This window comes from Streptomyces sp. NPDC048383, assembly GCF_040651775.1.
In the GTDB taxonomy this organism is placed as follows: domain Bacteria; phylum Actinomycetota; class Actinomycetes; order Streptomycetales; family Streptomycetaceae; genus Streptomyces.
In genome coordinates this window covers 18,812-36,142 of sequence record NZ_JBEZKS010000047.1, presented here as the reverse complement: position 1 = coordinate 36,142, position 17,331 = coordinate 18,812, and the positions used below count along the sequence as shown (strand labels likewise).

The following is a 17,331-nucleotide window of genomic DNA, read 5'->3' as shown; positions in this document are numbered from 1 at the left end:
CTGCTGCCCCTCGCCCTCGCCCTGGCCCTCGGCCTCGCCGTGTTCGGCATCCTCCACGGCATCCGCCTCTACCGCGCCGACGTCAAACTCCCCACCGACCTCGCACTCGCCCTGGAGGTCGGCGCCACCCGCACCACCGCCGTCGGCTCCCTCGTCGACCGCCTCGGGATCCGCTGGGCCCCGCTGGTCCTGCGCCTGATGGGCCCCAAGCAGGTCGCCCGCAAGCGCCGCCAGATCGACATGGCCGGCAACCCGTCAGGCCTGACCATCGACCGCTACGCCGCCCGCCGCGCCGTGTACGGATTCCTCGGCGGGCTCGGCGCCCTGGCCATGCTGATGAACGGCCGGCTGGTCCCGGCCCTCCTGATGGTCGCCTTCGGCCTGTTCTGGATCGAGGCCGGCCTGTGGTCCGCGATCCGGGTGCGCCGCGACAACATCGAGCGGACCCTGCCCGACTTCCTCGACGTCCTCGCCGTCGTCGTCAGCGCCGGGCTCGGCTTCCGTCAGGCGCTGGAGCGCGTGTCGCACAAGTACGAGGGCCCCTGGGCCGACGAGGTGCGCATCACCCTCCAGCAGATGGACATGGGCGTCAGCCGCCGCCAGGCCTTCGACGAACTGCGCCGCCGCAACGACTCCGAGCAGGTGGCCCAGTTCGTCACCGCCCTCCAACAGGGCGAGGAACTCGGCTCCCCGATCGTCGAGACCCTCATCGCCATCGCCGAGGACATGCGCCGCACCGATGCCCAGAACGCCCGCCGGCGCGCCGCCCGGGCCGTCCCCAAGGCCACCTTCGCGGTCACCATGTTCATGCTCCCGGGCACCCTGATCCTGCTCGTGTGCGGCTTCGTCTACGGTGCGGACGTCGACTTCGGCGCCCTTCTCGGAGGCGGCTGAGCCATGATGCCGATCCGCGTCCTCATCGCCGACGACAACCCCGTCGTCCGGGCCGGCCTCGCCGCCCTGCTGGCCGCCACCGACGACCTCCACGTGGTGGCCGAGGCCCGCGACGGCCGCGAGGCCCTGAGCCTGACCCGCCGCCACACCCCGGACGTGATCCTGCTGGACGTCCGCATGCCGGGCGTCGACGGCATCTCCGCGCTCCCGCACCTGGTACCGCTGGCCCCCGTCCTGATGTTGACGCACAGCCGCGAAGCCGACACGATCCGCGAAACCCTGCTCCTGGGCGCGGGCGGCTACCTGGTCCACGGCGAGTTCACGGCGGACGACCTGATCCGCGCGGTCCGCGACATCCGAGCGGGCCGCGCCCACTTCTCGACGTCGGTCGCGACGACCTTGCTGGAAGACCTCCGTGCCTCTTCGCAACCGCAACGAAGTGTGGCATCCTCTTCGGAGCGCATGCACAACTCTGTTCCATACGGGCTGAGTTCGCGGGAGACCGAGATCATGGACTTGATCGCGTCCGGAATGAACAATCAGCAGATCGCCGGCGCCTGCTTCATCAGCGAGAAGACGGTCAAGAACCACATCAACCGCATCTTCGCGAAGCTCAGGACCACCACCCGCAGCGAAGCGATAGCCCGCTGGCTGGGAACCGCCCGCCCGGGGGTGACCGGCCATGGCTGACCACAGGACGCAATGGGTCCGCATTTGGGCCCCGGGACCCTTGGTTATCACCCGTAACTCCCCGTACCGTCCGCCCATCAACAGTGGCACCGGCCCGGGAGGGGACCCCCATGTCACACAACTCGCTGCTGAAGGCCACGATCCGACTGAACACCTGGACGGACACGGCGATCACCCGACTCCGCAAGCGCTACGCCAACCAGGACCGCGGCCAGACGGCCTTCGAATACCTGGGCATCATCCTGGTGATTGTCGTGATCATTGGCGCCATGGTCGGTACGGGCATTGGCACCGCGATCGTTGGGCGCATCACTACTGCGATCGCCAGCCTAACGGCTGGTTCGTGACACGTATTCGGCGGTGTGACAGGGGACAGGTTTTCCCTCTGTACGCGGTTGCGGTGGTTGCGTTGGTGTTTGCGGCGCTAGTTTTTTTCGTCTTCGGCCAGGCCGCTGTCGTGCGCAGTGATGCCCAAGGGGCGGCGGACGCGGCAGCGCTGGCTGCGGGGCGGGAAGCGCGCGACAGCCTGGATCCCTCTTTGGATCTCGCGTTGTTGAAGCCGCAGGACTGGAGAGACCTCCTGAAGGGCGGTGCCTTCGATGGGACGCTCGCCTGCGGGGCTGCTGAAGAGTTCGCGCAGCGCAATGACGCGACGGCGTCCTGTGCGCGGTCAACGCTGCGGTTCACCGTCGAGGTGACGACGAACGGTACTGTCGGTAGCTCGGTGGTTCCGGGAACCGATGGCATGCATGCGAAGGCGAACGCCACGGCTGAGGTCGTCCCGCGTTGTGAACTTGGCTCAGCGCCGTCGGGCCCTGCGACTGCGTCGCCCGGGACTGCGACTCCGACGACCCCGGACCCTGCGGTAACGGGCCCCACACCCTCTCCCTCCGTGGTCTTCAAGTGCAGAGGTGGTGTGACGGTGAGGTTCGATCCCATGAATCCAGACCCTTGGAAGGCGCTGGCGCGAAGCCTTTTCGACGTGCGCTTGGTCAGCTGACATCAATGAGAGACGAGGAAGCGGCTGCGATGAGCATGCGGCGTAAGGTCAAGGCGCGCGAGGGAGCAGCGGGCATGGTTTCGGCGGCATTGCTGTTCACCTTGGCCGGATGCGGTGAGGGCGACGATGGGCAGCCCAATCCCCCTGCGGCGAGCTCGACGCCGAAACCTGGAGCTTCCGGGTCGGGCAAGGGCCCTTCCCCGAGTGCCAGCCAGCCCTCTGCGCCCGAGCAGGTGGTGGCAACGCTGAAGGGTGAAGCAGGCATGGTCTTGGACATCAACTCGGCTGTCCGGGATGCAGGAGGGTTCGTGACGATCAGCGGACAGATCAAGAACACGGGTGACAAGCCCTTCGGAAACACGGCAGCCTGGCGAGGCAATGAACTTAAGGCAAGTGGTGTTTCCGTAGCGGGTGTCAATCTGGTCGACAAAGCAGGTAAGAAGCGCTATTACGTGCTACGGGACACGGAAGGTCGCTGCCTATGCACCACGGGCGTCGTCATCATCGACCCGGCTCAGTCGATTCCCTTCTTCGCCCAGTTCCCTGCGCCGCCGGCAACAACCACTGAAGTCGACTTCAACTTTCCTACGTTCGCCTCAACCACGCTGAAGATCTCTGGGTGACGCCATGACAAAACGCCACCGCACCGCCGCTTCGACAGCCGTCGTCGGTCTCGTCATCGCCGGAGTCCACTTCGTGGGTGCCACGAGCGCTCAGGCCGACGATCCAAAGCCTTCCGTGCCCCCCGGCACCGAGCCGTCCGCCGCCGCGCCCGTCGCCATCGACTCCAGCGCACCCGGGCTCAAGATCCCGCAAGGCGGGACGCTCGCGCCCGTCAAGGTGCTCGACATCGCCGAGGTCGTCGAGGACCTCGGTGGGGAGCAGCGGCGGCAGGAGACGAACCAGACCGTCATGATGGCGTTGCAGTCCGAGGTGTTGTTCCCCGAGAACAGTGCGGTCTTCAACGCCCAGGCGGCGGCCCGGATACAGGCCATCGCCAACGAGATCAACCAGCAGAAGGCCACCCGCGTGCGGGTGTTCGGGTTCACTGACGACCAAGGCAGCTACGAACACGGCAAGGAGCTGTCCAAGCAGCGGGCCGACGCGGTGCAGACCGAGTTGGTCAAGACCGTCACGAACCCCTCGGTCACCTTCGACGTGCGGGGTTACAGCGAGGACTACCCCATCGCGGACAACGGCACGGAGGAAGGCCGGAAGAAGAACCGTCGCGTGGAGATCACCTTCCCCCGCGGCGCGAGCTAGGCGCGGACGGCGGCGGCGTGGGCTCGGCCCAGGAGGGTGCGGGCCGCCGCGGCGGCGTGGTGGGCTGGGGCCGGGCCGGGGTCGAGGGCCGCCACCACCGTCGCGCCCTCGACCAGGATCAGCAGCTGATCGGTGAGGCCGGGCGGGTCGCCCGGGCCGGTCAGGCCGGCCAGGAGGTTCCGTAGCTCCGCCTTGTGGCGGTGGACGACGTCCAGCACGCCGGCGGGCCCCGTGCCCAGTTCCCCGTAGGCGTTGAGGAACGCGCAGCCGCGGAAGTCCGGCTCCGAGAACCAGGCCGCGAGCCAGTCGAAGACCGCTTCGACCGGGTCGGGGGCGCCGGCGAGCGCTTCGCGCAGACCGGCGATCCAGCGCCGGTCCCGGCGTTCCAGATAGGCCGTGACCAGGGCCTCCTTGGCAGGGAAGATCCGGTACAGCCGCTTGAGGGCGACGCCGGATTCGGTGCGGATGCGGTCCATGCCGACGGCTTGGATGCCCTCGGCGTAGAAGAGGGCCTCCGCGGCGTCGAGGAGTCGGGTCCGGGCCTCGTCGTCGTGCACGGGGGAGTCCATGGGGAAAGCGTAGTCGCATCCGGCTTGCCGGGAAAACGATCGTTCTCTACGGTGAGAACGCTCGTTCTCTGCGTTCCGATCGATCCCGGGAGGCCCTGCCATGGGTTCAGCCGCCGTACGTCCGCCCCTGCCGCCGTTCACCGAGGAGTCCGCCCGGGCGAAGGTCCAGGCGGCGGAGGACGCCTGGAACAGTCGCGATCCGGAACGGGTCGCACTCGCCTACACCGAGGACTCGGTCTGGCGGAACCGCGACCGCTTCCTCACCGGCCGCGCCGAGATCCGCGCCTTCCTCGCCGACAAGTGGGAGCGGGAACTGGATTACCGGCTCCGCAAGGAGCTCTGGGCGTACACCGGCAACCGCATCTCCGTCCGCTTCGAGTACGAGTGGCACGACGTCTCCGGCCAGTGGTGGCGCAGCCACGGCAACGAGCAGTGGGAGTTCGACGAAGCCGGCCTGATGCGCCGCCGGGAGGCCAGCATCAACGACGTTCCGATCACCGCCTCGGAACGCCGTCTCGACCGGCCGGCCTGACCGTCCCTACGCCGCGCCGGGCGCCCCGCGCGCCGCCGGGGGGCGCGGGCGTCAGTCGGTGAGGAGGTGGTCGGCCTTGCCGGCCTTGATGTCCCGGATCAGTTGGCGCAGCGACTCCGCCGAGTCGGTGAGGTGCGCGGATTCCGCCCCCGCGACGGCGATGGAGCTGTTGCCGTCTCCGTCCATACCGATCCGGTAGCCGCTTGCCCCCTCGCCGTAGAACGCCTCTTCCCAGGTGATGTCGGCCATTGAATTCCTCTCAGAGCTGGCGGGCCACGGTATGGATGAAGTCCCGCGATGCCTCGGGGGAGAGGCTGAGCTTCTCCATCCAGTCCAGCAGGGCCCGTTATGTGTCCAGTTGGGCTTCCGTGTGCAGGAAGTCGGGTCCGTGCGTGCTGTCCACCTGGACCGTGTCGAGTCGTGGCACAGGGCCTGCACGGTAGTTGACGGTCCGACCCGCCCCGGGAACCCGCCCGCATCGAAGGTCAGCACACGCAGGACGACATTGTCTCGTTCCGCGGCGCTGTTCAGGTGCTCCAATTGGGCCCGAGCGACGTCACGTCCACCGCACTGCATGCGGAGCGCGGCTTCGTGAACGACCGTGACGTACTCCGGTGCCTCCTCGCCCTCCAATACCTGCTTGCGCTCCAGCCGGTGGGCAAGTCGCAAGGCGATCTCGTGATCCGGCAGGGCGGGGAGGACGAGTCGAAACAGTGTCAAGGCGTGGTCGCTGGTCTGGAGGAGTCCGGGGATGTGTACCGAATGGGCGCACCGCATGCGTGTCGCGTGGGCCTCCAATTCGGCAATGTCGGGCACCGGCGCTGACAGGAAGCCCCGGTAGCGCTCCCACCAACCGCGCTTGTGGGGCTGCGTCATGGCGGCGAGGGCGCCCACGTATTCCTCGTCCACGCAGTCGCAGTGGCAGGCCAGTGTGCGCAGCCGTCCCTCGCTGATGGCGCGGATGCCCTGCTCGATGGCGGAGACCTTCGATCGGTCGACGCCGAGCAGTCCCGCTGCGGACTCGGTCGTCACGTCGGCGGCCGGCCTCATCCTGCGCAGCTCGGCGCCAAGTCGCTAAATGCGGTCTGCCGTGTGCCGGGCCCGCGAAGCCGCGTGTGGGCTAAAGAACTGATCGCCACCGCCCGGCAGTTGGATCCCGGGCCGAGCCTCTACCTCGCCGTGCGCTTCCGTGACGACATCCTGCGGCTCAGCGTCTACGACGGCCACGCGCCGCACCCGCACCCCCGCCTCGCCGCCCATTGCGAGGCGCGTCGGCGGGCCTCCCTGCGGGTGATGGCGGCCGTCGTACGGGACTGCGGCGGGTCCTGGGGGTTCGGGGAGTCGCGGGAGCCCGGTGGCGGGACGCGAACCTGGGCCGGGCTGCCCCGGGCCGGTGCCGCCGGGTACCTGAACGAGTAGGTGGGTTCCGGGCGAACGGGCTCCGCGCGGCGGGCGTTTCGGCTGCGGCCGTGCCGGCGGCTGTTGCCGTCGGCGTCGGACGGGCCGGCCCCGGCGGGCGGCCCTGCGGCAGCCGTCGGCCGCTCGTCGGGCCCGCACGGTGCCGGGCCGGGGCTAGCAGGCGCGCGACCGGCTACTTGCCTTCGTGGTGCGCCTGCGTGATCAGGTCCGTCGCGACCTCCAGCGCCGCCTGACGGGTTTCCTCCGGGTCGCCCTCCACGTGCTGGAGGAACATCATCCCCGCGTGCAACGTGAACAGCGCGCTCACGCAGCGGACCTGGTCCGTCAGTGGGCCCTCCTCCGTGCGCAGCAGTTCCACCAGGGTGAACAGGCGCCGCTTCACGGTCTCGCCGATGCTCAGCTCCCGCATCGTCGCCTGGTTCTCCTGCATGAAGCGGTACAGCTGCGCCCCCGCGGCCATCGCCTCGCTGTAGCGGCGCAGCACCTCACGCTTCGTCTCCAGTGTCGGCGGCTGCTCCTGCGCCCAGGCGATCAGCTCGTCGATCGGCCGCGTCGAGTCGTCGAAGACGCTGATGATGATGTCTTCCTTGGTCTTGAAGTGGTAGTACAGCGCCGCCTTCGTCACGTCCAGCCGTTCGGCGATCTCCCGCAGCGAGGTCTTCTCGTACCCCTGCTCGGCGAACAGCTCCAGCGCGACGTCCTGGATGCGCTGGCGCGTGTTGCCGCGCCGCTGCTGCGGACCGCCGCTGGAGCTGTTGGACATGGTTCTCCCCACACTTACGTACGACACATGTACTTACTTGACGACCGGCTAGTGACACGTCTACCGTCCCCAGTGTAGTGAACTAGCCGGGCGGCAAGTAAGTTCCCGGCGGGTGTGAGTCGAAGTGTCGGTGCCAGGGGAGTGGACATGAGCGAGACAGTCAAGACGGCCGTACCCGTGGAGGAGGTGGAAACGGGACCGAAGCCGCGCAGCGTGCGCGTCGTCCTCATGGCCCTCATGATCGCGATGCTGCTCGCGATGCTCGACAACATGATCATCGGTACCGCCATGCCGACCATCGTCGGCGAACTCGGCGGCTTGGAGCACCTGTCCTGGGTGGTCACCGCCTACACCCTCGCGACCGCCGCCTCCACCCCCATCTGGGGCAAGATCGGCGACATGTACGGGCGCAAGGGCTCCTTCCTCGTCTCGATCGTCATCTTCCTGATCGGCTCCGTCCTCAGCGGCATGGCCCAGGACATGGGCCAGCTCATCGGTTTCCGCGCCGTCCAGGGTCTGGGCGCCGGCGGTCTCATGGTCGGCGTCATGGCGATCATCGGCGACCTCATACCGCCCCGCGAGCGCGGCAAGTACCAGGGCATGATGGCCGGCGTGATGGCCCTCGCCATGATCGGCGGCCCGCTGGTCGGCGGCACCATCACCGACCACATGGGCTGGCGGTGGTCCTTCTACATCAACCTGCCGCTCGGCGCCGTGGCCCTCGCCATGGTCTCCGCCGTGCTGCACCTGCCCAAGAAGCGGTCCAAGAGCAAGATCGACTACCTGGGCGCGGCGCTGCTGACCATCGCCATCACCTCGACCGTCCTCGTCACCACCTGGGGCGGTACCGAGTACGCCTGGGGCTCCGTCGAGGTCCTCGGTCTGATCGCCGTCGGCATCGCGTCGACCGCCGCCTTCCTGTACGTCGAGACCAAGGCCGCCGAGCCGATCATGCCGCTGCACATCTTCCGCAGCCGCAACTTCACCCTCATGTCCGTGATCGGCTTCCTCGTCGGCTTCGCGATGTTCGGCGGCGTGCTCTACCTGCCGCTCTTCCAGCAGGCCGTCCAGGGCGCCTCCGCCACCAACTCCGGGCTGCTGCTCCTGCCCATGCTGCTCTCGATGATGCTCGTCTCGCTCATCGCGGGCCGGGTCACCACCAACAGCGGCAAGTACAAGATCTTCCCGATCGTCGGCGGGGCCTTCATGGTCGTCGGCCTGTTCCTGCTCGCGACGATGGACACCGACACCTCGCGTCTGGTCTCCGGCGTCTACATGGCCGTCCTGGGAGCGGGCCTCGGCTTCCTGATGCAGATCACCATGCTCGTCGCGCAGAACAGCGTCGAGATGAAGGACATGGGCGTGGCCTCGTCCTCGGCCACCCTCTTCCGTACGCTCGGCGGTTCCTTCGGCGTCGCCCTCATGGGCTCCCTGTTCACCACCCAGGTCACCGACACCATGGTCGAGCGGCAGGGCGCGCAGGCCGCCGCCGCCGCGGGCTCGGCCCAACTGGACGCGGCGAGCCTCGCCAAGCTGCCGGAGGCCGTGCGCGACGCCTACCAGCACGCGGTGGCCGCCGGTACGCACTCGGCCTTCCTGCTCGGCGCGGCCGTCGCCGTACTGGGCTTCGTGGCGGCCTGGTTCGTCAAGGAGGTCCCGCTGCGGGGCGCGGGCCCGACCCCGCAGGACACGCCGGCGCACTGACGCCCGCGCCGCCGGCCGCCGGCCGGCACCCGGCACCCTCACACCGAGCAGTACGCGTCACACGTCACGCGGCACGCCGTACACCCGCGCAGCACGCAGCACGCAGCACGCAGCACGCAGCACGCAGCACGCAGCACGCAGCACGCAGCACGGACACCGAACCGGCGGGTCCGGCACGGGGACGAACCCCCCCGCGCCGGGCCCGCCGTTCGCGTTCCCGAGGTGCGCGGGAGCTCCTCGGGGCGGCCGGGGCCGTCGTGCCTGCCGAGGCTGCCGCGCCTGTCGTGTCATCTGCGCCTATGAAGGACCAAAGTCCTCATTACCTGCAATTTATAGGGCAATTGGGTGGAACCCCAGTGCGTCCGAAGGCGTCCTGACCCACATAACCCTTCAAGGGCGGATGGGGAGTGGACTCATGACGCGTACGCAGAAGCTCGGTCTCCGGAGTCGCACAGCCGTCGCGGCGTCGGCCGCGGCCGTCGTGGTGACCGCGGTGGGGGTCACCGCGCTCATCGGTACGGACGGCTCCCGCGCCCCCGCCGCCCGCCCGACCGGCCCCGGCGCGGCGCCCGGCGCCCCCGCATCACCCACCACCGTCCCCGAGACCATCGCGCACGCCTCCGAGGGCGGCGGCAACGCCGTCAACATCACCATCGACGACGGCCCCGACCCCCGCTGGACCCCCGAGGTCCTCGACGTCCTCGCCGCACACGACGTGAAGGCGACCTTCTGCATGGTCGGACTCCAGGCCAAGGCCCATCCGGACCTCGTCAAGAAGGTCGTCGCGGCCGGCCACCGGCTATGCGACCACTCCATGGACCACGACACGACCATGGACAAGAAGCCCGTCGCCTACCAGCGGGCGCAGATCCTCGACGCGAAGAGGCTGATCGAGGAGGCGGCCGGAGCGGGCGCGAAGGTCGAGTACTACCGGGCCCCGGGCGGGGCGTTCACCCCCGACAGCCGGCGCATCGCGGCGGCCCACGGCATGCGCCCGCTCGGCTGGAACGTCGACACCAAGGACTTCGGCAAGCCGGGCGCCGCCGCCATCGTCGCCGCGGTCCAGCGCGAGATCGGCAACGGTCCCACGGTGCTGTTCCACGACGGGGGCGGCGACCGCCGGCAGACCGTCGACGCCCTGGACCAGGTGCTGACCTGGCTCAGGGAGCAGGACCGCCCCACCGGCTTCCCGGTCCGCACCGCCCCCGACCGGGCCTGACGCCCGCCGCACCGAGCCCCGGGCCCCCGACCCCTGACACGCCGTCCGGCGGCGAACGGGTGAGGGTCGGCGCCCCGGCGCCGCCCCCGGTGTTCCCTGGTCGCGCGCAGCGGGCCCGTACGAGGGCCCGTACGCCCGACCAGGAGGCTCCCGTGATCGACCCGGCCCAGCTCACCGACCCCACCGTCCGCGCCTTCGTCACCGCCGTCAACGCCGGTGACCGGGCCGCCTTCGAGGCCGTCCTCGCCCCCGGCGCGACCATGTCCGACGACGGCTCGGACCGGGACGTCAGCCAGTGGACCGAGAAGGAGGTGTTCTCCTGCAACGGCCACATGTCCGTGGCGTCCGAGTCCGCCGACGGTCGCTCCCTCGTCGTCGACTACCGCAACGACACCTGGGGCGAGATGCGCACCGCCTGGCGCTTCGACGTCACCCCCGACGGTCGCGTCACCCGCTTCGAGACCGGCCAGGCCTGACGCCGCCCGACACGTTCCCCGCATCGGCGCCGGCGGCGGGTGTACCCGTACGCGATGCCCGTCGCGGGGGGCGTCCGGACCGCGTTCCGGGCCGGCGCGGCGTTCGTCACCTGGGGGCGCCGCGTCCGCTCCGTACGGGTGAACGCGCCCGGCCCTTCGTTCCGGCCCGCCGCGGGCGCCCGTTGGGCGGGGCGTGAACCACACCCGTACCGCCGCCCTCGCCCTCGTCGCCGCCGCGGCGGCCCTCGCCCCCGCCCTCGGTCAGGGCGTCGCCGGCGCCGCGCCGAGCACCTCGTACCTCCAGGACCCGGCCGGCGGCGAGAAGGCCATGAAGTCGCTGTGGACCAAGGACGACATGCACAAGGTGGAAGGCCGCTTCCGGTTCCACCCGGGCATCCAGTACAAGACGGTGACCGGCCCCGGCCCCGAGGGCGCCCGCGAGTACGAACGGCAGGTCCCCGACCCCAAGACGCTGGCCTGGCAGCCCTCGTACGAGTTCGCCTGGTCGGTGTCCGACTCCAAGCTGCTGAAGAAGGCGCTGACCACCAAGGACGGCAAGCACCCGATCGTCGTGCACGCCGTCCTGCGCACCGCGAAGGGCGCCAAGGCGGCCGAGGTGCACCGGGAACTGACGGATCAGCCGGCGTCGAGCAGCCGGAAGGTCGAGGCGGGCAAGCGGATCGCGTGCGACACCGGCGAGTACACGGTGGAATGGTCGCTGACCCGCTCGGGCTACGGCACGCTCACGGGCACGCTGCGCTGGGACTCCGACTGCGGTCAGTACCGGACGGCTTTCTCCGCGGAGAACGGGCGGCAGCGCTGAGGCGGTGACCACGGGGGGAGGAGGGAGGCCGGTCGCCCCGCGCACCTTGTGGGTGCTCGGCGGGCGACTGGGCCACGGCCTTGGATCAAGTGCCGTCAGCCATTCTGCCGCACGGGATGGGGTGGGGCAGGGAGTCGAAGGTCCCGTGTTCGGGGGGTCCTCCGGGTCCTTCAGTGCTTCTTGCCGGCCTCGTTCGCCTTCGTGGCGATCTCCTCCAGCACGGTCTTCGGATCGACGGACGGCTCCACGGCGCGGCCGATGTTGCGCTTGATGGAGTCGCTGACCGTCACCCACGACGGGTCGTTCACCGGGTACAGCTGCGCGCCGCGCAGGGCCGTCAGGAAGGCCTCGTCGGTGGAGCCGAGTCCGCCGCCCGCCGGGTTGCGCGCGGCGGTGACCGTCGAGGGCAGCAGGTGGTAGCGGTCGGCGAAGTCCGAAAGGATCTTGTCCTGGTAGATGAAGTCCAGGAACGTGCCGATCTGCTTGCCCTTGCCGTTCTGCTTGAACGCCATCATCCAGTCCGCCACGCCCACGGTCGGCGTGCTCTCCCCGGTCCCGAGGCTGTCCGACACCGGCATGGGCACGGCCTTGACCCCGATGCCCTTCGCGGTCGCCTCGTGCAGCAGGGACGGGTAGCCGTTGACCATGCCGACCTCGCCGCGCAGGAAGGCGGCGAACGCGTCCGCGCGGTTGAGCTGAGCCGGCGGCGTCGGACCGACCAGACCCGGGGTGATCAGGTTCTCCTTGATCCAACGGAACGTCGCCACGTTCTGCTCGGAGGCCAGGCTGTAGTTGCCGCTGCTGTCGGCGTACCCGCCGCCGTTGCTCAGCTCCCAGATCATCGCCTCCGCGTGCGCCTCCTCGGGGCCCAGCGGCATCGCGTACGGGTACTTGACGCCCTTGTCCTTGAGCGCCTTGGCGTCGGTCTTCAGGTCCGTCCAGGTCTTGGGGGCGGACTGGATGCCGGCCTTCGCGAAAAGCGCCTCGTTGTAGAAGAGGAGGCGGCTGCTCGCCACGAACGGCAGGCCGTAGAGGGTGCTTCCGACCGAACCGGCCTCGGCGAGCGGCTGGAGGAAGTTCGCCTCCGCGGTGATGGAGAGGAGTTCGTCGGCGGAGTACAGCTTGCCCTGCGCGGCGAAGTCCGAGTAGGAGCCCATGAGGGCCATGTCGGGGGCCTTGCCGGCGTTCACCATGCGGGTGACCTCGCGGTCGATGTCCGCCCACGGCAGGAGCTGGACCTCGACCTTGATGCCGGGGTTGGCGGCCGTGAAATCACGCGTCGCCTTGTCCCAGAAGGCCTTGGAGCTGTTGGCCGGAGTGTTGCCGTACTCGGCGGCCACCAGCCGCAGCGTGCCGTCGTCCCCCGCCGTGCTGTCGGAACCTCCGCAGCCGGACAGCGGTAGCAGGAGGCCTAGCACGGCGGCCGAAGCGGCCGGGCCGAACATTCTTCTTCGCACGGTGGGTTCCCCTGATTTTCTTTTGAGTCCCGTTATTACTTATGAGTTGCTCGGGGCCGGGGTGTCCCGCCATGGCCCGTTGGCCGGAATTCTCTCCTGTCCACCGGGTGGCTGATTCCATGGGGGCGGAAGTTATGTTCAATGCTCCAAGTGCTCCTATTCCAGCTGGTGTTTTCCGATAAATGATCGAGAAATCGGACGCGCGTAGACACACCAAAAAGCCCGTTTCCGGCCAAGGAAACGGGCTGTGGGTGTCCGGAAAAAATCAGTCGGCGAACTCGCCCGCGTACGGGTCGGGCTCGCCCGTCTCCGGATTGCGGCCCTCCTGCCACCGCTGCTGCGCCTTGCGCCAGTGCACGAAGCTCAGGTGGCCCGCGTCCCAGAAGGTGATGCTGACGGGGCTCACGTCGAACTCGTCGGAGCACAGCAGCAGCAGGAATTCGGCCATGCCGTACGGGTGCACCGCGAAGGAGTCGGCGGTGTGCCGCCCGACCACCAGGACGGGCCACCGGTCCGGATCGGGATCGGAGGTCAGCCAGCACAGGATGTCCGACCCGCCGGTGACCCCCCAGGCGATGATCGACTCGGGGTCCACGTCGAAGGCGGCCCGACCGCCCTCGGCCTCCCACACCTGACGGGCGTTGCCGGTCTCCTCGGCCATCTCCGCCGGGTCCCACTGCAACCCCGGCTTGGGCAGCGGCAGCAGCACGCCGGCCTCGCCGTTGATGGAGCCCGCGCCGAACCGGCCCATGAAGGCCACGTAATCGGAGGGGAACCGGGTTCCCCAGACGGCCTCGGCCGCCTGCCAGTCGATGTCCTCGTCGGCGCCGTGCGTCGCCGGCATGATCTGCTCCAGCGCCTTGATGTGCGCGTTCTCCGTCATGCCGCTCATACCGCTCATGCCGCTCCCCTGCCACCCCAGCTCAACCGCCCCAACCTACCGCCCGTGAGCCCGTGGCCCCAGCACGTGGCGCCGCCGTCCCGCCCGGTGGACGCCGACGCCGGCGCCGCCCAAGGGCCGTCGGGGGGTCGTCCGGGCCCGTTCGGGGGGCCGTCCGGGGTGCGTCCGGTTCCGGTCATCGCGGCGCGGGCCGCGGTCGGGGTCGCCCCGACCCCGTTCATCGCCGCCCGGGCCCGGTCAGCTCGACGCGGGTGCCCGCGCGCACGCCCCACCGCCCCATCGCGCCCGCCTCCGCCTCCAGGACGTACCGGGCACGCGGGCGGGGCAGGCCGAGCCGGCCCGGGACCATCGTGCGGACCGCGAGGACCCCCAAGTGCCGGTCCAGGTACGCCACGTCGATCGGGAAGCGCATCCGGAAGGTGTGCACGCTCGCCGCCGGCGCGAGCAGCATGGCTCCCTCGATCCCGTCGCGCCCCAGCAACCCCCGCGTGCGCGCCCCGTACGAGGCGGCCACCTCCAGCCGCACCGTCACGGCCCCGGCCCGCAGCGTCCCGTACCCGTCCGCCCACTTCCCCATGCGGCCACCTTGCCGGGTCGCGGGGCGCCCGGCCAGGGGGCGGGGGGTCGGGGCCGCGGGGGCACGGACCGCGTGCGGCCGACGGAACCTCCCCGCCGGCCCCCCGCAGCGCCTACCGTCACGGCATGGGCATCCTCGCGGCCATCCTCGCCGCCTCCTACGGCGCGGGCGCCGGGCTGCTGCTGCCCCGCGCCGCCTACCGGCTCTCCGTGCCGTCGCGGGAGTCCTGGCGGGCGCACTGCCCCGACGGGCACCCGATCCCCGGCTGGCTGGGCCCCGCCCGCTGCCGCCCCGCCCCACTCGGGGAACACCGCTACGGGACCACCGGCTCCGGGGCCGCCGCGGCGGCGGCCGGCACCGCCGCCCTCTGCGCCGTTCTCGCCGCCGCCGTCGCGCCGCGCCCCGAGGCGGCCGTGTTCGTCGCCCTCGCGCCCGTCCTGGTCCTGCTGGCCCTCGTCGACCTCGCCGTGCACCGCCTGCCCGACGTGCTCACCCTGCCGCTCGCCGCCGCCACCGCCGGCCTCCTCGGCGCCGCCGCCCTGCTCCCCGGCGCCGCGGGCTCCTGGCGGCTCGCGCTGCTCGGCGGGGGCGCGCTCGGGGCGGCGTACCTCGTGCTGTTCCTGATCAACCCCGCCGGGATGGGCCTGGGCGACGTCAAGCTGGCGCTCCCCCTGGGGGTCGCCCTTGGGTGGTACGGGTGGGGGGTATGGATGGTCGGCGCGTTCCTGGGCTTCCTCTACGGGGCCCTGTACGGGCTGGGCCTGCTCCTCAGGGGCCGCGCCACCCGCAAGCAGGGCTTCGCCTTCGGCCCCTTCATGACGGCCGGTGCGCTCACCGGAGTGCTGCTGGGCGGATTCGGAGCGTAATCATTTCGCGCCGATGCACGCAGCATGCTTTACGAAGGGTTATGGTGGAACCCCCCCCTCGGGCCGGTCCGTATCCCCCCCACGGACCGGCCCGTTTTTTGTTCACCGCGCCCCCACCTCAGTCGTGCGACATCGCCGCAGGTCAGCCGCGCTGGGCCCAGATGTTGGTGCCGGGGGTGGAAACCGCGAAGGAGTCGATCTCCTTCAACTCCTGCTCCGACAAGGGCGCCGCCGCCAACGCGGCCACGTTCTCCTCCAGCTGCTTCACGCTCGAAGCGCCGATCAGCGCCGAGGTCATCCGGTCGTCGCGCAGCACCCACTTGAGCGCCAACTGCGCCAGCGACTGCCCGCGTCGGGCGGCGATCTCGTTCAGGCCGTTCAGTCGACGGACGACGTCGTCCGAAAGCAGCTCGGGGTTCAGGGACTTGCCCTGGGTGGCCCGCGAGCCCGCCGGGATGTCCTTGAGGTACTTGCCCGTCAGCAGCCCCTGGGCGAGCGGCGCGAAGGAGATGCAGCCCATGCCGGCCTCCTCCAGGGTGTCCAGCAGCGCGTCCTCCTCCGTCCAGCGGTTGATCATGGAGTACGAGGGCTGGTGGATCAGCGGCCGCACGCCCATGCCGGTCAGGATCCGGGCCGCCTCGGCCGTCTGCTCCGCGGTGTAGGAGGAGACGCCGACGTACAGCGCCTTGCCCTGCTGGACCGCGGACGCGAGCGCGCCCATGGTCTCCTCCAGCGGGGTCTCCGGGTCGAAGCGGTGCGAGTAGAAGACGTCGACGTAATCGACGCCCATCCGCTTCAGCGAGGCGTCGAGCGAGCCGAGCAGGTACTTGCGGCTGCCCCACTCCCCGTACGGACCCGGGTGCATGAAATAGCCGGCCTTGGTGGAGAGCACCAGCTCCTCGCGGTGCGCCGCGAAGTCCTGCGCGAAGATCTTGCCGAAGTTGAGCTCGGCCGAGCCCGGGGGCGGCCCGTAGTTGTTGGCCAGGTCGAAGTGGGTCACGCCGAGGTCGAAGGCCCGGCGCAGGATCGCCCGCTGGTTCTGCAGCGACGCGTCGTCGCCGAAGTTGTGCCAGAGGCCGAGGGAGACGGCGGGGAGCTTGAGGCCGCTGCGGCCGGTGCGGCGGTACTCCATGGAGTCGTAGCGCGAAGGCTCTGCCCGATAGGGATTGGTATCAGTCACGATGTCCTCCCTATCACGGACTTGTGACAGACCGAGTTGGGTACCCCATCCCACCGCGCAGTAATGTGGCGGCCTCGGGGGAGACCGCAATTCGCTCGGGGGCATTGCACGGAGGGGCTCGAAGATCGTGAAGCTGCGCGACCTGGTGTACAGGCTCTACGCACGCCGGGTGGAAGGCCGCCTCGACCATGACGCGTCGCCCAAGCACATCGGCGTGATCCTGGACGGGAACCGGCGCTGGGCCAAGGCGTCCGGAGGCACGACGGAGCAGGGCCACCAGGCCGGGGCCGACAAGATCTCGGAGATGCTCGGCTGGTGCACCGAGACGGACGTCGAGGTCGTCACCCTGTGGATGCTCTCCACGGACAACCTCGACCGGCCCGAGGTGGAGCTCCGCCCGCTGCTCAACATCATCGAGAACACGGTCCGGGGCCTCGCGGCGGACGGCCGCTGGCGGGTCCACCACGTGGGGAACCTCGACATCCTGCCCTCGCGGACCCAGTCCGTGCTCAAGGAGGCCGAGCAGGCCACGCACGACGTCGACGGGATACTCGTCAACGTCGCGGTCGGCTACGGCGGTCGTCAGGAGATCGCCGACGCGGTCCGCTCGCTGCTGCTGGAGCACGCCGAGAAGGGCACCTCCTTCGAGGAACTCGCCGAGGTCCTCGACATCGACCACATCGCGGAGCACCTCTACACCCGCGGCCAGCCCGACCCGGACCTGGTGATCCGCACCAGCGGTGAGCAGCGGCTGTCCGGGTTCATGCTGTGGCAGAGCGCCCACTCGGAGTACTACTTCTGCGAGGTGTTCTGGCCGGCCTTCCGCAAGGTCGACTTCCTGCGCGCGCTGCGCGACTACGCCGCCCGGCACCGGCGCTACGGCAGCTGATCCCTCCCGGCGCCGCCCCCGCCGCCGCCTTCGCGGCGGCCGGCGGCTGCTCCGTACGTGAACATCCCCTCTGCCCCCGTTCGTCCCCCGCGCAAGGCCTTCACCAGGG

General features: G+C 70.0%; 21 protein-coding genes and 1 pseudogene. 14 read left to right on the top strand and 8 right to left on the bottom strand.

All coding sequences use genetic code 11. From position 1 onward, the window contains the following. Positions 1-3: 3 nt before the first annotated feature. The 6 genes from AB0D46_RS27805 to AB0D46_RS27780 all read left to right on the top strand — a co-directional run bounded on the left by AB0D46_RS27805 (position 4) and on the right by AB0D46_RS27780 (position 3,847). Positions 4-894, top strand: a complete 891-nt coding sequence (locus tag AB0D46_RS27805; protein ID WP_362881427.1) for a DUF5936 domain-containing protein — start codon at positions 4-6, stop codon at positions 892-894. A 3-nt stretch (positions 895-897) separates the two neighbouring features. After that, positions 898-1,584 carry a response regulator transcription factor gene (locus AB0D46_RS27800; protein WP_362881365.1) on the top strand — a complete coding sequence of 229 codons (687 nt, stop codon included), beginning with the start codon at positions 898-900 and terminating at the stop codon, positions 1,582-1,584. Between the two features lie 110 nt (positions 1,585-1,694). Continuing rightward, entirely contained in the window at positions 1,695-1,931 is a 237-nt protein-coding gene (locus tag AB0D46_RS27795) for a hypothetical protein (RefSeq protein ID WP_362881364.1), read from the top strand. Continuing rightward, positions 1,928-2,584, top strand: a complete 657-nt coding sequence (locus tag AB0D46_RS27790) for a pilus assembly protein TadG-related protein (protein ID WP_362881363.1) — start codon at positions 1,928-1,930, stop codon at positions 2,582-2,584. Before AB0D46_RS27795 ends, AB0D46_RS27790 begins: the two co-directional genes overlap by 4 nt. Positions 2,585-2,613: 29 nt before the next feature. Next, positions 2,614-3,207 carry a hypothetical protein gene (locus AB0D46_RS27785; RefSeq protein WP_362881362.1) on the top strand — a complete coding sequence of 198 codons (594 nt, stop codon included), beginning with the start codon at positions 2,614-2,616 and terminating at the stop codon, positions 3,205-3,207. Positions 3,208-3,211: 4 nt separating this feature from the next. Beyond that, positions 3,212-3,847, top strand: coding sequence for an OmpA family protein (locus AB0D46_RS27780; RefSeq protein ID WP_362881361.1), 636 nt, complete (start codon positions 3,212-3,214; stop codon positions 3,845-3,847). Here AB0D46_RS27780 and AB0D46_RS27775 read toward each other — a convergent pair. Then, positions 3,844-4,416 (bottom strand): TetR/AcrR family transcriptional regulator, encoded by a 573-nt coding sequence (locus tag AB0D46_RS27775; protein ID WP_362881360.1) that lies wholly within the window; start codon positions 4,414-4,416, stop codon positions 3,844-3,846. The two genes, AB0D46_RS27780 and AB0D46_RS27775, sit on opposite strands and share 4 nt — an antisense overlap. 100 nt (positions 4,417-4,516) lie before the next feature. Between AB0D46_RS27775 and AB0D46_RS27770 the strand changes: the two genes are divergently transcribed. After that, a complete protein-coding gene (locus AB0D46_RS27770; protein ID WP_362881359.1) occupies positions 4,517-4,948 on the top strand; it encodes a nuclear transport factor 2 family protein in 432 nt (143 codons plus the stop codon). Between the two features lie 51 nt (positions 4,949-4,999). Here AB0D46_RS27770 and AB0D46_RS27765 read toward each other — a convergent pair whose 3' ends face one another. Continuing rightward, positions 5,000-5,197: a hypothetical protein gene (locus AB0D46_RS27765; RefSeq protein WP_362881358.1), complete on the bottom strand. Its 198-nt coding sequence runs from the start codon at positions 5,195-5,197 to the stop codon at positions 5,000-5,002. 10 nt (positions 5,198-5,207) lie between these two features. Beyond that, positions 5,208-5,998, bottom strand: a pseudogene (locus tag AB0D46_RS27760) (helix-turn-helix transcriptional regulator). 42 nt (positions 5,999-6,040) lie between these two features. Between AB0D46_RS27760 and AB0D46_RS27755 the strand changes: the two are divergent. Continuing rightward, positions 6,041-6,367: a hypothetical protein gene (locus AB0D46_RS27755; RefSeq protein ID WP_362881357.1), complete on the top strand. Its 327-nt coding sequence runs from the start codon at positions 6,041-6,043 to the stop codon at positions 6,365-6,367. 172 nt (positions 6,368-6,539) lie between these two features. Here AB0D46_RS27755 and AB0D46_RS27750 read toward each other — a convergent pair whose 3' ends face one another. After that, positions 6,540-7,130, bottom strand: coding sequence for a helix-turn-helix domain-containing protein (locus AB0D46_RS27750; protein ID WP_362881356.1), 591 nt, complete (start codon positions 7,128-7,130; stop codon positions 6,540-6,542). 147 nt (positions 7,131-7,277) lie between these two features. On the opposite strand from AB0D46_RS27750, the gene AB0D46_RS27745 reads away from it, so the two are divergent. The 4 genes from AB0D46_RS27745 to AB0D46_RS27730 all read left to right on the top strand — a co-directional run bounded on the left by AB0D46_RS27745 (position 7,278) and on the right by AB0D46_RS27730 (position 11,352). Beyond that, positions 7,278-8,834 carry an MDR family MFS transporter gene (locus AB0D46_RS27745; protein WP_362881355.1) on the top strand — a complete coding sequence of 519 codons (1,557 nt, stop codon included), beginning with the start codon at positions 7,278-7,280 and terminating at the stop codon, positions 8,832-8,834. A gap of 415 nt (positions 8,835-9,249) precedes the next feature. Continuing rightward, the gene (locus AB0D46_RS27740; RefSeq protein ID WP_362881354.1) at positions 9,250-10,053 is read left to right on the top strand and encodes a polysaccharide deacetylase family protein; all 804 of its coding nucleotides are present in this window, start codon (positions 9,250-9,252) and stop codon (positions 10,051-10,053) included. A 152-nt stretch (positions 10,054-10,205) separates the two neighbouring features. Further along, positions 10,206-10,529, top strand: a complete 324-nt coding sequence (locus tag AB0D46_RS27735) for a nuclear transport factor 2 family protein (protein WP_362881353.1) — start codon at positions 10,206-10,208, stop codon at positions 10,527-10,529. Positions 10,530-10,722: 193 nt separating this feature from the next. Beyond that, positions 10,723-11,352 (top strand): hypothetical protein, encoded by a 630-nt coding sequence (locus tag AB0D46_RS27730; protein WP_362881352.1) that lies wholly within the window; start codon positions 10,723-10,725, stop codon positions 11,350-11,352. A gap of 170 nt (positions 11,353-11,522) precedes the next feature. Here AB0D46_RS27730 and AB0D46_RS27725 read toward each other — a convergent pair whose 3' ends face one another. From AB0D46_RS27725 to AB0D46_RS27715, 3 genes are all read right to left on the bottom strand, one after another. Beyond that, positions 11,523-12,797, bottom strand: a complete 1,275-nt coding sequence (locus AB0D46_RS27725; RefSeq protein WP_362881425.1) for an extracellular solute-binding protein — start codon at positions 12,795-12,797, stop codon at positions 11,523-11,525. Positions 12,798-13,074: 277 nt separating this feature from the next. After that, positions 13,075-13,710: an SMI1/KNR4 family protein gene (locus AB0D46_RS27720; RefSeq protein ID WP_362881351.1), complete on the bottom strand. Its 636-nt coding sequence runs from the start codon at positions 13,708-13,710 to the stop codon at positions 13,075-13,077. Between the two features lie 217 nt (positions 13,711-13,927). Next, positions 13,928-14,287 (bottom strand): DUF192 domain-containing protein, encoded by a 360-nt coding sequence (locus AB0D46_RS27715; RefSeq protein ID WP_362881350.1) that lies wholly within the window; start codon positions 14,285-14,287, stop codon positions 13,928-13,930. Positions 14,288-14,412: 125 nt separating this feature from the next. On the opposite strand from AB0D46_RS27715, the gene AB0D46_RS27710 reads away from it, so the two are divergent. After that, a complete protein-coding gene (locus tag AB0D46_RS27710; RefSeq protein WP_362881349.1) occupies positions 14,413-15,153 on the top strand; it encodes an A24 family peptidase in 741 nt (246 codons plus the stop codon). A gap of 142 nt (positions 15,154-15,295) precedes the next feature. Here AB0D46_RS27710 and mgrA read toward each other — a convergent pair whose 3' ends face one another. Further along, positions 15,296-16,333, bottom strand: coding sequence for an L-glyceraldehyde 3-phosphate reductase (gene mgrA / locus AB0D46_RS27705; RefSeq protein WP_362881348.1), 1,038 nt, complete (start codon positions 16,331-16,333; stop codon positions 15,296-15,298). 127 nt (positions 16,334-16,460) lie between these two features. On the opposite strand from mgrA, the gene AB0D46_RS27700 reads away from it, so the two are divergent. Next, the gene (locus tag AB0D46_RS27700) at positions 16,461-17,222 is read left to right on the top strand and encodes an isoprenyl transferase (protein WP_362881347.1); all 762 of its coding nucleotides are present in this window, start codon (positions 16,461-16,463) and stop codon (positions 17,220-17,222) included. The last annotated feature ends 109 nt before the right edge of the window (positions 17,223-17,331 follow it).